Below are 13,070 nucleotides of genomic sequence, written 5' to 3' on the forward strand. Positions count from 1 at the left end.
ACGCTCCTCCGTCGCCGGGCGTCTGCGCACCGGGCGTCTGCGCACCGGGCGGGAGCGTGCGCCGTTCCGTCCACGTCGGCGCGACCGGCGCGCCGCGGCTCAGTCCGCGCGGTCCTCCCGGCGCTCCAGTGCCTGTTCGAGCCGCTCGACCTTGCCCTCGATCTCGCCCGTGCGCCCCGGGCGGATATCGGCCTTGAGCACGAGCGACACCCGTGATCCGTAGGGCATCACGGCATCCGTCGCCGCTTTGACGACCGCGAACACCTCGTCCCACTCGCCCTCGACCTCGGTGAACATCGAGGTCGTGCGGTGCGGCAGACCGCACGCGCGCACGACGGCGACCGCTGCGGCCACGGCGTCGTGCACCGAGGCGTCGGGGTTCTCGGCGGCGGCGGTGCCGACACCGGAAGGGGCGACGGAGAAGGCGATGAGCATGCGTCGAGACTACGGCGCACCCCGACCGGGCGGAACCGGCGGGCTCCGGCCGGCCGCTCCGCCGTCTCCCGTGCCTCAGCGTCCCGTGGGCACCCGGGGCGGAACGGGGCGGCGACCCGTCACGATCTCCCGCAGGCCGGCCGGCGGCCGGACGCGACCGACGGGGACGCGCGCGACGCGCACGATGGCCCACACCAGCAGCACCAGGGCGAGGAGGTTGCGCACCTCGAGGACCACGACCGGGAAGGGGTTCGGGTGGGTCGCCATCAGTCCGTCGTAGAGCAGCGGGTACATCCACTGGGTCAGGCCGGCGATGACCAGGGTCAGGCCCGCGAAGCCGAACCACCGTCGGCGGTCGATCATGAGGCCGAGCACGACCGGGGCGAACAGCCACACGTAGTACTGGGGCGAGCCGACCTTGTTCAGCGCGATGAAGGCCGTCACCAACGCCAGCGACAGCGGCGGGAAGAGCGCGAGGAACGTGGCGCCGTGACGCAGCTTCCAGACGCCCACGGCGGCCACGCCCACCATGGTCAGCAGCATGACCGGGGTCATGGCGGCGATGACCGCGTCGGCGCCCGGGCCGGTTACCTGGAAGGTCAGCACGTCACCGTCGTAGTAGACCTCGCTGCCCGGGACGTAGAACGCCGAGAGGAACATGTAGAGCCCGCCGACGGGCGCCTCCATCTGGATGCCGCGCGAGGTCTGGTCTCCCACGAAGCCGAAGACGAAGGGGGCTCCGCCGAGCGCGACCACCGGGACGATGGTCGCCAGCGATACCGCCACCGCGCCCCAGACGAGGGCCAGGCGGCGGCGCACCACGACGAGACCCGCGGCGAGGATGGCCGCCGGCCACACCTTCATCCACACCGAGACCGACAGCAGGACGGAGGCCAGGAACGGGCGCCGCAGCATCCAGATCCCCCCGAGGATGGCGAAGGGCACGGTGATGCCGTCGATGCGGTAGATGCCGACGGGGCCGATGAGCAGGATCGCCGCCAGCCAGAACCACGCGGCCAGCACGCGACCGCGGGAGCGACCCGAACCGACGAGGACGACGAAGGCGATGAGGTTGAAGAGGGCGACGGTGATCGCCCAGGCCGGGGTGTAGCCGACCGCCCAGGCGAAGAGCCAGGCGAACGTCATCGGGAGGAAGGCGAGCTGCGGGTAGATCCACTTCTCGGTGATCCCGGGCCACTGCCAGGTGTCGCTGCGGGTGCAGGAGGTCACGTCGATCCCCCCGAACAGCGCGCAGCGCGACCACGGCTCGTACACCAGGTACACGTCGCCCATGGGTTCGTTGGGCTGCTGGTAGCCCAGCACCCCCACCACGACGTGCACGGCGACGAACGCGATCAACAGGGGAACGACACGCCTCAGCACCCCCCGATCCTAAGCGGGCGTCCGCACCGGCCCCGGCCCCGCTCCTGCACCCGCAGGGTGGGAGCGGGTCAACCGTTATGCGATCGAGTCCCGCAGCAGCTCCGCGATGACCCGCGGCACGGCCTCGGCGACGTCGAGCGCCGTGATCGGACCGCCCTCGCCGCCGACCGACAGGGAGGCCACCGCCCCGGCCCGCCCGTGCACCCAGGCGGCGGTCGCCGCGCACGCCGCGAGGTCGTCGATGCCGGTGCGCCCGGCCGCCACCGCGGACGCGGTGAGGGCGCCCAGCACTCCCCCCAGCACATCGCCGGTGCCCGCGGTCGCGAGCCACGGCGTCCCGGCCGACACCCGACGGGTCCAGCCTCCCGCCGCCGCGACCACGGTGACGGCGCCCTTCGACAGCACCACCCCGCCGAAGGCGTCGGCCGTCTCGCGAGCGACGCGCTCGCGGTCGTCGGTCGCGGCCTGCGGCAGCCCCAGCGCCTCCCGCAGCCGGTCGAGTTCGCGGGCATGGGGAGTCACGATCACCGCAGCGGTGGCGTCCGGCACCAGGTCGAGGGCGCCCGCGTCGACCACCACCGGCACCTCGCCGCGGAGGATGCCGCGCAACGCCGCGGTCTCGGCGGCGTCGCGCTCCGCGGCATCCGTCCCCGACCCCATCAGCCACGCCTGCACGCGACCATCGGCGGTCACGGTCTCGGGGCGACGCTGCAGGACGAGGTCCTGCGCGCGCTGCGGTCCGAGGTAGCGCACCATCCCGGTGCCCGTGCGCCAGGCCGCCTCGACCCCCAGCACCGCCGCTCCGGGATAGCGGGTCGACCCCGTGCGCACGCCGATGACTCCGCGGGAATACTTGTCGTCGTCCGCCGTTGGCCTCCGCAGTACGCGGGCGGCATCGTGTCCGTCCCAATCCTTCGCCGTCATGGCGTCACCCTAGAACGCAAAGGTCTCCCATGAGCGCCCTCTTCACTCCCCTGGCCATTCGCGGTATCGAGATGCGCAACCGCTTGTGGGTCTCGCCGATGTGCCAGTACAGCGCGGTGGAGGGCGTCCCGAACGACTGGCATCACGTTCACCTCGCGCAGTTCGCCGCGGGCGGGGCGGGGCTGGTGATCGCGGAGGCGACGGCGGTCTCCCCCGAGGGGCGAATCTCCCCACAGGACGCCGGCCTGTGGACCGACGCTCAGGCCGAGGCGTGGCGGCCCATCGTCACGGCCATCCGCGCCCGCGGAGCCGTCGCGGGCGTGCAACTCGGCCATGCCGGTCGCAAGGCGTCGACGTCGGCGCCGCTCTCCGGCGCGCGCGGCTCGGTCTCGGTCGGCGACGGCGGATGGCGCACCGTCGCCCCCTCCGCCCTGGCCTACGCCGATTTCGCCGAGCCCGCGGCGCTCGACGCGGAGGGGGTCGAGAAGGTCGTGACCGACTTCGCGGATGCCGCCCGCCGGGCCGTCGGGGCGGGATTCCAGGTGCTCGAGCTGCACGCGGCCCACGGCTACCTGCTGCACCAGTTCCTCTCGCCCCTCACCAACCACCGCGACGACGCGTACGGCGGCTCGTTCGAGAACCGCGCACGCCTGCTCGTCCGCGTGACCGAGGCCGTCCGCCGCGCCGCGCCCGAGGCCGCGGTGTTCGTGCGCTTCTCCGCCACCGACGCCGCCGAGGGCGGCTGGAGCGTCGACGACACGGTGGCCGCGTCCCGGCTCGTCGCCGCAGCCGGCGCCGATCTCATCGACGTCTCGAGCGGTGGGCTCGTCCCCCACCAGCACATCGTGCCCGGGCCCGGTTATCAGGTCGAGTACGCCGCGACCGTGCGCCGCGAAACGGGCCTGCTCGTCAGCGCGGTCGGCATGATCGACGATGCGGCCCTCGCGGAGAACGTCGTCGCCGACGGACGCGCCGACGCCGTGATGTCGGGCCGCGAGTGGCTGCGCGACCCGCACTACGCCCTGCGCGCGGCCGCCGCCCTGGGCGCGGACTCCCCCGCCCCCGCGCAGTACCTGCGCGCGTACTGAGCCGCATCCCGATCCGGATCACGGTTCTCGCCCCGATCACACGCCACGACGGGTGCTCGCGTGATCTCGCGCCGCGCCGCCCCCTCGTTGCGACGGTTGCGCCGCAGCGCGTGATCTCGCGCCGCGCCGCCCACTCGTTGCGCGACGACCGCGCCGGAGCGCGTCATCTCGCGCGCCGTCGAGTCGGCCCGCCCGCAGGCGAAGACACCGGATGCCACGCGGCCGCGGCCCGCGGCATCCGGTGTTCCGACGATGTCAGACGAAGCGGCGACGCTCGGTGGCGTCCTGCACCTCGCCCACGAGCTCCTCGATGACGTCCTCGAGGAAGAGGACCGCCCGCACGTCTCCGGCCTCGTCACGCACCTGGGCGAGGTGGCGCCCCGAGCGGCGCATGAGCGCCAGGGCGTCCTCGAGGTCGGTGGTCTCCAGCACCGACACCATGTGGTGCACGCGCTTGTTCGGGATCGGCCGTGCCATGTCGGCATCCGACCCCTCCGCCGCGCGCAGCACATCCTTCAGATGCACGTAACCGGTCGGGATGTCGGACGCGTCGACGATCACATACCGGGAGTACCCGTGCTGCGCGACGGCCCGTTCGATCTCGGCGGGGGTCGTCGTCTCGGGAAGGGTCACCAGATCGGCCATCGGCACCGCGATGTCGGCTGCCTTCTTCTCGGTGAACTCGACCACCGCGGTCACCGTTCCGGCGGCGTCGTCGAGCACCCCCTCGCGACGCGACTGCGTCACGATCGTGGCGACCTCATCCAGCGTGTAGGTCGAGGCGGCCTCGTCCTTCGGCTCCACGCGGAACAGACGCAGCACGTGATTGGCCGTCCAGTTCAAGGCCACGATGATCGGGTGGAACGCCTTCGACACCGCCACCAGCGGCGGGGCGAGCATCAGCACCGCGCGGTCGGGCAGCGAGAACGCCAGGTTCTTCGGGACCATCTCGCCGAACACCACGTGCAGGTACGACACCAGCAGCAGCGCGACCACGAACCCGGCAACGTCGACCGCGGCCTCGGGGAGTCCGGTGAGCCCCAGCGGACCCGCCAGCAGGTGGTGGATCGCGGGCTCCGACACGTTCAGGATCAGCAGCGAGCAGATCGTGATGCCGAGCTGGCACGTCGCCAGCATCATGGTGGCGTGCTCCATGGCGTACAGCGCGGTCTTGGCCGCGCGCGACCCGCGGTCGGCGTGCGGCTCGATCTGCGAGCGGCGCGCCGAGATGACGGCGAACTCCGCGCCGACGAAGAAGGCGTTGGCCGCGAGGAGCACGACCAGCCAGGCGATTCCGGCCCAGTCGTTCATCGCTGATCACCGCCCTTCGCCGCGCGTACGAGGTCGTCGACGTCGTGCTCCTCGGGCGTCGGGGTGAACTGCACCCGATCGACCCGGCGACCGTCCATGCGCTGCACGGCGAGCACACCGTCGTCGAGGTCGACCGTGTCGCCGACCGCAGGGATGCGCTCGAGGGCCGCCATGATGAATCCGCCCACGGTGTCGTAGACCTCGCCCTCGGGGACGCGGACGCCCGCGCGGTCGAGCACCTCGTCGGGCCGCAGGTCGCCGGGGAAGGTGACCGACGCGGCCGATCGCACGACCCCGGCGCGGGAGCGGTCGTGCTCGTCGAGCACCTCGCCGACGATCTCCTCCACGAGGTCCTCGAGGGTCACGACCCCCGCCGTCCCGCCGTACTCGTCGACGACGATCGCCATCTGATAGCCGCGCGAGCGCAGCTCCGACACGAGCGCATCCAAGTGCACGGTCTCGGGCACGCGCAGCGGCTCGGTGGCGAGAGCGGCCACCGGCACGTCGGCGCGGCGGTCGCGCGGCACGCCGATCGCGGCTTTGAGGTGCACGACCCCGACGATGTCGTCCATCGACTCCCCGTACACCGGGAATCGGCTGTGTCCCGTCCGTCGGGCGAGCTGCACGACGTCGTCGGCGGGGTCGCCCGCGGCGAGCGCGTGCACGCTCGGCCGCGGCGTCATGACGTCGGCGGCGCTCAGGCGCGCGAAGGTGAGGCTGCGGTCGAGCAGCGAGGCGGTGTCCTTCTCGAGCATGCCCGCGCTGGCGGAACGCTTCACGAGGCTCGACAGCTCCTCGGCCGAACGGGCTCCCGACAGCTCCTCCTTGGGCTCGACGCCCATCGCGCGCAGCACGCCGTTCGCGCTGCCGTTGAGCACGAGGATCGCGGGCTTGAACACCGCGGTGAAGGCGACCTGGAACGGGATCACGAGCTTCGCCGTCTGCCGCGGGATCGCGAGGGCGAAGTTCTTGGGGACGAGCTCGCCCAGGATCATCGACAGCACCGTCGCGAAGCCCACGCCGATGACCGCGGCGAGCCCAACGACGAGCGCCTCGGGCAGACCCCACGTCTGGAAGGCCGGTCGAAGCAGGTTGGAGATGGCCGGTTCCATCGTGTAACCGGTGAGCAGCGTCGTCAGGGTGATCCCCAGCTGGGCGCTCGAGAGGTGGGTCGAGGTGATGCGCAACGCATCGATCGTGAGCGACAGGCGCGTCTCGCCGGCCGCGCGACGGGCCTCGAGGTCGGCGCGGTCGAGGTTGACGAGGGCGAACTCGCTCGCGACGAAGAGTCCGGTCCCCACGGTGAGCAGGAGCCCCACGGCCAGCATGACGTAATCCATCAGGCATCACCCCCGCGCGGGCGTTCGGCGGGAGAGGGTCGTCGGGGCCTGGGTCTACAACTGGGAGGGTCGTCCATCGTGCCGTCGATTCTATGGCAGCGGGAGACCGACGGTACCCGTCTGCGCGAGACGGCCGACCTGGGGAGGATGGGAGACATGGATGCCACCTCCCCGGCGCAGACGCGCGCCATGGCGGCCGAGTCCGCCGTCGTCCGCCGCTACGTCCACCGCTACGGCCCACTGGCGTGGGCGCATGCCGCGACGCCGGGGGTGGACGGCGCGCGCACCTGGCACTACTGGTGGCACGCGCATCTGCTCCACGTCCTCCGCGACGCGCAGGAGCACCGCCCCGATCCGCGCCGGGCGCGCCTGCTGCGGGCGCTCCACCGCGGCACCGCCGTGCGCACCCTCGGTCGCTGGACGACGCCGTTCTACGACGATGTGGCGTGGATGACGCTCGCCCTGCAGCGCTACGACGCGCACGATCGACGCCTCGACCGCCTCACCCGGCGGCTCGACGAGGCGATCGACCCGGCGGTGGGTGCCCTCCCCTGGGCCGTCGACAGCGCGCTGTACAACGCCCCCGCGAACGGTCCCGCGGCGATCGCGCTGGCGTCGTCCGCGCATCGCGGGTCGGCCGTCGATCTCGACGCGTGGGTCGCGGCGACCCTCGACGACCCCGCGACGGGGCTCGTGCGCGACGGGATCGAGCACGGCGTCGTCCGCCCCGACCTGTGGTCGTACAACCAGGGCGTCGCGATCGGAAGCGCCCTCGCCCTCGCCGAGGCGGCGCCCGACGCCGACGCCCGGGAGGCGCACGAGGCCCGGGCGGCCTCCCTCGTGTGGGCCGTCGCCCGGTGGTGCGCGCCCGACGACGACCTCTTCCCCGCGGCCGGGGGCGGCGACGGCGGCCTGTTCGCCGGCATCCTGGCCCGTTACCTCGCCGAGGCCGCGCTCTGGTTCGCCGACGACGCCTCGAGCGAGGCCCACCGGCCGGTCGCGGACGTCGCCCGCCGGCTCATCCACCGCAACGCGGCGGCGTTGTGGGACGGCCGTCGGGGCGGATTGTTCCCCGCCGACCCCCGACGGCCCGCGCGCGCGGCCGGCGACGATCTCGATCTGTCGGTCCAGGTCGGCGCCTGGATCACGCTCGAGGCCGAGGTCGCCCTCGAGCGGGCGCTCACCAGCTGACCGGGAGCGCCTTGCCCTCCTCGTAGCCTGCGGCCGACTGCAGGCCCACCCGGGCGCGCTCGTGGAACTGGGCGACCGTGGCCGCTCCCGCGTAGGTGAAGGAGGAGCGCACGCCGGAGGTGATCATGTCGAGGAGGTCCTCCAGGCCCGGCCGCTGCGGGTCGAGGTAGATGCGCGACGACGAGATGCCCTCGGCGAACAGCTCCTTGCGCGCCCGTTCGAACGGGTCGAGACGACCGAAGCGCCCCTGCACCGCCTTGGTGGAGGCCATGCCCCACGACTCCTTGTAGAGCAGGCCCGCGTCGTCGGTGCGGAGAAGTCCCGGGGCTTCGATCGTGCCGGCGAACCACGACCCGATCATGACCGACGCCGCACCCGCGGCCAGCGCGAGGGCCACGTCACGGGGGTAGCGCACGCCGCCGTCGGCCCACACGTGCGCGCCCGCGCTGCGGGCCGCCTCCGCGGTCTCGAGCACGGCGGAGAACTGCGGGCGACCGACCGCGGTCATCATGCGGGTCGTGCACATCGCCCCGGGGCCGACGCCGACCTTGAGGATGGTGGCCCCGGCGTCGGTCAGGTCGCGCACGCCCTCGGCGGTCACGACGTTGCCCGCGGCGATCGGGATGCCGAGCTCCAGCGCCGCGACCTCGCGCAACGCGCGGAGCATCTGCGCCTGGTGGCCGTGCGCGGTGTCGACCACGAGAACGTCGATGCCCGCGGCGGCCAGCGCCCGGGCCTTCGACGCGACGTCGCCGTTGACGCCGACGGCGGCCGCGACGATCAGGCGACCGTCCGCGTCCACCGCGGGACGGTAGACCGAGTCGCGGAGGGCGCTGCGACCCGACAGCGTGCCGACGACCCGATCGCCGTCCACGACGGGGACGATGTCGACGCCGGCGTGCTCGATCAGCGCGAAGACCTCGCGCGGGTCGCCGATGCGCTCGACCTCGACCACCGGTGCGTCGCTGCGGGCGATGTCGCCGAGCGTGGCATCCGGGAGCGCGGTCGCCAGACGCGGGGCCGGGACGATCCCGCGGAAGGCGGCGACGTCGACGACACCGTCCTCGCGCGCGTCGGCGACGACGATGCCCCGGCCGGACACCGGGGGCAGCACGAGACGAGCATCGGCGACGGTCGCGGTCGGAGGCAGCACGAGGGGCGCGTCCCAGGCGACGGGCTGCGCCTTGACCCACTCGACCGCCTCGACCAGCTGCGGCAGCGCGAGGTCCTGCGGGAGCACGCCCAGACCGCCGCGACGCGCCAGCGTCGCGGCGAGGCGCGTTCCCGTCACGGAGTTCATGTTGGCCGACACGAGGGGGATCGTCGCGCCGCTGCCGTCACCCGGGGCGAGGTCGACGTCGAGGCGGCTGCGCACCTCCGAATGACGGGGGACGAGGAAGACGTCCGAGTAGGTCAGGTCGACATCGGGCTGCGCTCCGGAGAACTCCATGGCATCCACTCCATCACACGATCCGAAAGTAAAGGCCTCATCCAGGCCGAGGTCGTTCTCCCAACCTCGGCTAGGCTGGCAGATGCGTTGGACGCTCGGCGTCTTCGACGGCGACGTCGGCGCATCCACAGGAATCTTCATCGAGGAAAGCAGGCGATCGACTGTGTCGAGCCAGGTGACGGGCGTCGGTACTTCGAGCGAGGGCGAGTTCGGCGCGAACGAGTGGCTCGTAGACGAACTCTACGAACAGTTCAAAGTCGACAAGCACTCCGTAGACAAGGCCTGGTGGCCGATCCTGGAGGCGTACCACCCGGTCGTCGACGGATCCTCGGCCGCCGCTCCCCCGCCCGCCGCGCCGACGTCGGCGCCGGCGTCCGAGCCCAAGCCGGTGACGGCGCCGATCCCCGTGGTGGGACAGGCGCCCGTCGCCCGCACCACGGCCAAGCCGGCCAAGCCGCAGCCGATCCCGGCGCAGGCCCCGAACGCCGTTCCCTCGGCGGGCTCCGAGAGCACCGAGGAAGACCGCGTGACGGTGCTGAAGGGGATGCCGAAGGCGCTGGCATCCAACATGGACGACTCGCTCACGGTCCCCACCGCGACGAGCGTGCGCACCATCCCCGCGAAGCTGATGATCGACAACCGCATCGTCATCAACAACCACATGTCGCGCACGCGTGGCGGCAAGGTCAGCTTCACGCACCTCATCGGCTGGGCGCTCATCCAGGCGCTCAAGGAGTTCCCGAGCCAGAACGTCTACTACGCCGAGATCGACGGCAAGCCGTCCGTCGTGGCACCCGCGCACGTCAACCTGGGCATCGCCATCGACATGCCCAAGCCCGACGGGTCCCGCGCGCTCCTGGTGCCGAGCATCAAGCGCGCCGACACCCTGACGTTCGGGGAGTTCCTCGCGTCCTACGAAGACCTCGTGCGCCGCGCCCGCGGCAACAAGCTGACCCCGGCCGACTTCCAGGGCACCACGGTCTCGCTGACCAACCCCGGCGGTATCGGCACGGTCCACTCGGTCCCGCGCCTCATGCGCGGACAGGGCGCGATCATCGGCGCCGGCGCCCTCGACTACCCCGCGGAGTTCCAGGGCGCGAGCGAGAAGACGCTCAACGAGCTGGCGATCGGCAAGACGATCACCCTCACCAGCACCTACGACCACCGTGTCATCCAGGGTGCGGGCTCGGGCGAGTTCCTCAAGAAGGTGCACGAGCTGCTGATCGGCCAGCGCGGCTTCTACGACGACATCTTCGCCGCCCTGCGCATCCCGTACGCGCCCATCCACTGGGCCGCCGACATCAGCGTCGACATCTCCGAGCGCATCGACAAGAGCGCCCGCGTGCAGGAGCTCATCAACTCCTACCGCGTGCGCGGCCACCTCATGGCCGACATCGACCCGCTCGAGTACGTCCAGCGCACCCACCCCGACCTCGAGATCGAGTCGCACGGGCTGACCTTCTGGGACCTCGACCGCGAGTTCGTCACCGGCGGCCTCGGCAACAAGCGGGTCGCGAAGCTGCGCGACATCCTCGGCGTGCTGCGCGACTCCTACTGCCGCACCATGGGCGTGGAGTACATGCACATCCAGGACCCGGCGCAGCGCCAGTGGTTCCAGCGCAACATCGAGGTCAAGTACACCAAGCCCGGGCACGACGAGCAGCTGCGCATCCTCTCCAAGCTCAACCAGGCCGAGGCCTTCGAGACCTTCCTGCAGACGAAGTACGTCGGCCAGAAGCGCTTCAGCCTCGAGGGCGGCGAGTCGCTCATCCCCCTGCTCGACCAGATCCTGCAGGGCGCCGCCTCGGCCGGTCTCGACGGCGCCGCCATCGGCATGGCGCACCGCGGTCGCCTCAACGTTCTCACCAACATCGCGGGTAAGACCTACGGTCATGTGTTCCGCGAGTTCGAGGGCGCCGTGGCCGTGGGCAGCAAGCGCGGCTCGGGCGACGTGAAGTACCACCTCGGCACCGAGGGCACCTTCGTCGGCGACGCCGGCGACGAGCTCCCCGTGTACCTGGCGGCCAACCCCTCCCACCTCGAGACCGTCGACGGCGTGCTCGAGGGCATCGTGCGCGCCAAGCAGGACCGCAAGCCCATCGGCACCTTCTCGTGGCTGCCCATCCTCGTGCACGGCGACGCCGCGTTCGCGGGTCAGGGCGTCGTGGTCGAGACGCTGCAGATGTCGCAGCTGCGCGGCTACCGCACGGGCGGCACGATCCACGTCGTGGTCAACAACCAGGTCGGCTTCACCACCACGCCCACCGACGCGCGCACCTCCGTGTACGCCACCGACGTCGCCAAGACCATCCAGGCCCCGATCCTGCACGTCAACGGCGATGACCCCGAGGCCGTCGTGCGCGCCGCGGAACTGGCGTTCCTGTACCGCGAGGAGTTCCACCGCGACATCGTCATCGACCTCGTCTGCTACCGCCGACGCGGTCACAACGAGGGCGACGACCCTTCGATGACGCAGCCGCTGATGACGAACCTCATCGAGGCCAAGCGCTCGGTGCGCCGTCTGTACACCGAGTCGCTCGTCGGCCGCGGTGACATCACCGAAGACGAGTACGAGCAGGCGAAGCAGGACTTCCAGAGCCGTCTCGAGGTCGCTTTCGCGGACACGCACGAGGCCGAGACCGGGACCAACCCGGTCGTCACCACCGACGCGGCCGACGAGCCCGCCGTCGGCGCGCCCGAGACCACCGGCGTCTCGCGTGAGGTCGTGCAGCACATCGGCGACGCCTTCGTGAACAAGCCCGACGGCTTCACCGTGCACACGAAGCTCCAGCAGCTGCTCGACAAGCGCCTCGACATGAGCCGCAACGGCAACATCGACTGGGCCTTCGGCGAACTGCTCGCCTTCGGCTCCGTGCTGATGGAGGGCACCCCGGTGCGTCTCGCCGGTCAGGACTCGCGCCGCGGAACGTTCGTGCAGCGTCACTCGGTGCTGCACGATCGCGACAACGGCCAGGAATGGCTGCCGCTCGCCAACCTCAGCGAGAACCAGGGACGCTTCTGGGTCTACGACTCGCTCCTGAGCGAGTACGCCGCCATGGCGTTCGAGTACGGCTACTCGGTCGAGCGCTCCGACGCCCTGGTGCTGTGGGAAGCGCAGTTCGGCGACTTCGCCAACGGCGCGCAGTCGGTCATCGACGAGTTCATCTCGTCGGCCGACCAGAAGTGGGCGCAGCAGTCGAGCGTCGTGCTGCTGCTCCCCCACGGCTACGAGGGACAGGGCCCCGACCACTCCTCGGCCCGCATCGAGCGGTACCTGCAGATGTGCGCGCAGGACAACATGATCGTCGCGCGTCCCTCCACCCCGGCGTCGTACTTCCACCTGCTGCGCCGCCAGGCCTACCAGCGTCCGCGTCGCCCGCTCGTGGTGTTCACGCCCAAGGCGATGCTGCGTCTGCGCGGGGCGACCAGCCCGGTCGAGGACTTCCTCGAGGGCCGGTTCGAGCCCGTGCTCGACGACGACCGCGGCATCGACCGCGGCGCCGTTAAGCGTGTGCTCCTGCACGCCGGCAAGATCCACTGGGACCTGCGCGCGGAACTCGACAAGAATCCGAACCCGGAGATCGCCCTGGTGCGTCTCGAGCAGTACTACCCGGCACCGATCGAGGAGCTGACGCGTGTGATCGCGCAGTACCCGAACGCCGAGCTGGTCTGGGTCCAGGACGAGCCCGAGAACCAGGGCGCGTGGCCGTTCATCGCGCTCGAGGTGGCCGACCAGCTCGACCGCCCCGTTCGTCGCATCTCGCGCGCCTCGGCGGCATCGACGGCGACCGGCTCGCCCAAGGTGCACGCCAGCGAGCACGCCGCGATCATGAAGGACGCGCTCTCGCGCTGACCTCCCGCCGAGAAGGGCCCGGACGACGGAAGTCGGCCGGGCCCTTCTCGTCTTCCCCGGCACGCACGAACGATCTCTCATGGCGCGCGTGCGGC

At 71.6% G+C, this 13,070-nt stretch carries 9 protein-coding genes; 3 read left to right on the plus strand and 6 right to left on the minus strand.

All coding sequences use genetic code 11. The features are described from left to right. Positions 1-99 precede the first annotated feature (99 nt). From ACFZA2_RS02480 to ACFZA2_RS02490, 3 genes are all read right to left on the minus strand, one after another. The gene (locus ACFZA2_RS02480; RefSeq protein ID WP_391400149.1) at positions 100-435 is read right to left on the minus strand and encodes an MTH1187 family thiamine-binding protein; all 336 of its coding nucleotides are present in this window, start codon (positions 433-435) and stop codon (positions 100-102) included. Between the two features lie 75 nt (positions 436-510). Then, positions 511-1,818 carry a hypothetical protein gene (locus tag ACFZA2_RS02485; protein ID WP_391400151.1) on the minus strand — a complete coding sequence of 436 codons (1,308 nt, stop codon included), beginning with the start codon at positions 1,816-1,818 and terminating at the stop codon, positions 511-513. A gap of 75 nt (positions 1,819-1,893) precedes the next feature. After that, complete coding sequence (locus ACFZA2_RS02490) at positions 1,894-2,742, minus strand: NAD(P)H-hydrate dehydratase (RefSeq protein WP_391400154.1); 849 nt, start codon at positions 2,740-2,742, stop codon at positions 1,894-1,896. A gap of 29 nt (positions 2,743-2,771) precedes the next feature. On the opposite strand from ACFZA2_RS02490, the gene ACFZA2_RS02495 reads away from it, so the two are divergent. Beyond that, on the plus strand, positions 2,772-3,830 hold the full coding sequence (locus ACFZA2_RS02495; RefSeq protein WP_391400157.1) for an NADH:flavin oxidoreductase/NADH oxidase: 1,059 nt from the start codon (positions 2,772-2,774) through the stop codon (positions 3,828-3,830). A gap of 255 nt (positions 3,831-4,085) precedes the next feature. Here the strand turns inward: ACFZA2_RS02495 and ACFZA2_RS02500 are convergent, their stop codons facing one another. Both ACFZA2_RS02500 and ACFZA2_RS02505 read right to left on the minus strand, forming a co-directional pair. Continuing rightward, on the minus strand, positions 4,086-5,141 hold the full coding sequence (locus ACFZA2_RS02500) for a hemolysin family protein (protein WP_391400160.1): 1,056 nt from the start codon (positions 5,139-5,141) through the stop codon (positions 4,086-4,088). After that, a complete protein-coding gene (locus ACFZA2_RS02505; protein ID WP_391400162.1) occupies positions 5,138-6,481 on the minus strand; it encodes a hemolysin family protein in 1,344 nt (447 codons plus the stop codon). Before ACFZA2_RS02505 ends, ACFZA2_RS02500 begins: the two co-directional genes overlap by 4 nt. A 156-nt stretch (positions 6,482-6,637) precedes the next feature. Here ACFZA2_RS02505 and ACFZA2_RS02510 point away from each other — a divergent pair, with 156 nt between their 5' ends. Further along, positions 6,638-7,672, plus strand: a complete 1,035-nt coding sequence (locus tag ACFZA2_RS02510; protein ID WP_391400165.1) for a glycoside hydrolase family 76 protein — start codon at positions 6,638-6,640, stop codon at positions 7,670-7,672. Here the strand turns inward: ACFZA2_RS02510 and ACFZA2_RS02515 are convergent. Then, positions 7,662-9,122: a GuaB1 family IMP dehydrogenase-related protein gene (locus ACFZA2_RS02515; protein WP_391400168.1), complete on the minus strand. Its 1,461-nt coding sequence runs from the start codon at positions 9,120-9,122 to the stop codon at positions 7,662-7,664. The genes ACFZA2_RS02510 and ACFZA2_RS02515 overlap by 11 nt on opposite strands. 163 nt (positions 9,123-9,285) lie before the next feature. On the opposite strand from ACFZA2_RS02515, the gene ACFZA2_RS02520 reads away from it, so the two are divergent. Beyond that, the gene (locus tag ACFZA2_RS02520) at positions 9,286-12,975 is read left to right on the plus strand and encodes a multifunctional oxoglutarate decarboxylase/oxoglutarate dehydrogenase thiamine pyrophosphate-binding subunit/dihydrolipoyllysine-residue succinyltransferase subunit (protein WP_391401494.1); all 3,690 of its coding nucleotides are present in this window, start codon (positions 9,286-9,288) and stop codon (positions 12,973-12,975) included. Positions 12,976-13,070: the final 95 nt, after the last annotated feature.

It is taken from the genome of Microbacterium sp. NPDC007973 (assembly GCF_042958465.1).
Taxonomy (GTDB): Bacteria; Actinomycetota; Actinomycetes; order Actinomycetales; family Microbacteriaceae; genus Microbacterium; species Microbacterium galbum.

Coding starts and splice junctions, on each gene's coding strand:
- ACFZA2_RS02515 (WP_391400168.1), bottom strand. CDS start 9,122: ATGGAGTTCTCCGGAGCGCAGCCCGATGTCGACCTGACCTACTCGGAC.
- ACFZA2_RS02480 (WP_391400149.1), bottom strand. CDS start 435: ATGCTCATCGCCTTCTCCGTCGCCCCTTCCGGTGTCGGCACCGCCGCC.
- ACFZA2_RS02500 (WP_391400160.1), bottom strand. CDS start 5,141: ATGAACGACTGGGCCGGAATCGCCTGGCTGGTCGTGCTCCTCGCGGCC.
- ACFZA2_RS02490 (WP_391400154.1), bottom strand. CDS start 2,742: ATGACGGCGAAGGATTGGGACGGACACGATGCCGCCCGCGTACTGCGG.
- ACFZA2_RS02495 (WP_391400157.1), top strand. CDS start 2,772: ATGAGCGCCCTCTTCACTCCCCTGGCCATTCGCGGTATCGAGATGCGC.
- ACFZA2_RS02505 (WP_391400162.1), bottom strand. CDS start 6,481: ATGGATTACGTCATGCTGGCCGTGGGGCTCCTGCTCACCGTGGGGACC.
- ACFZA2_RS02510 (WP_391400165.1), top strand. CDS start 6,638: ATGGATGCCACCTCCCCGGCGCAGACGCGCGCCATGGCGGCCGAGTCC.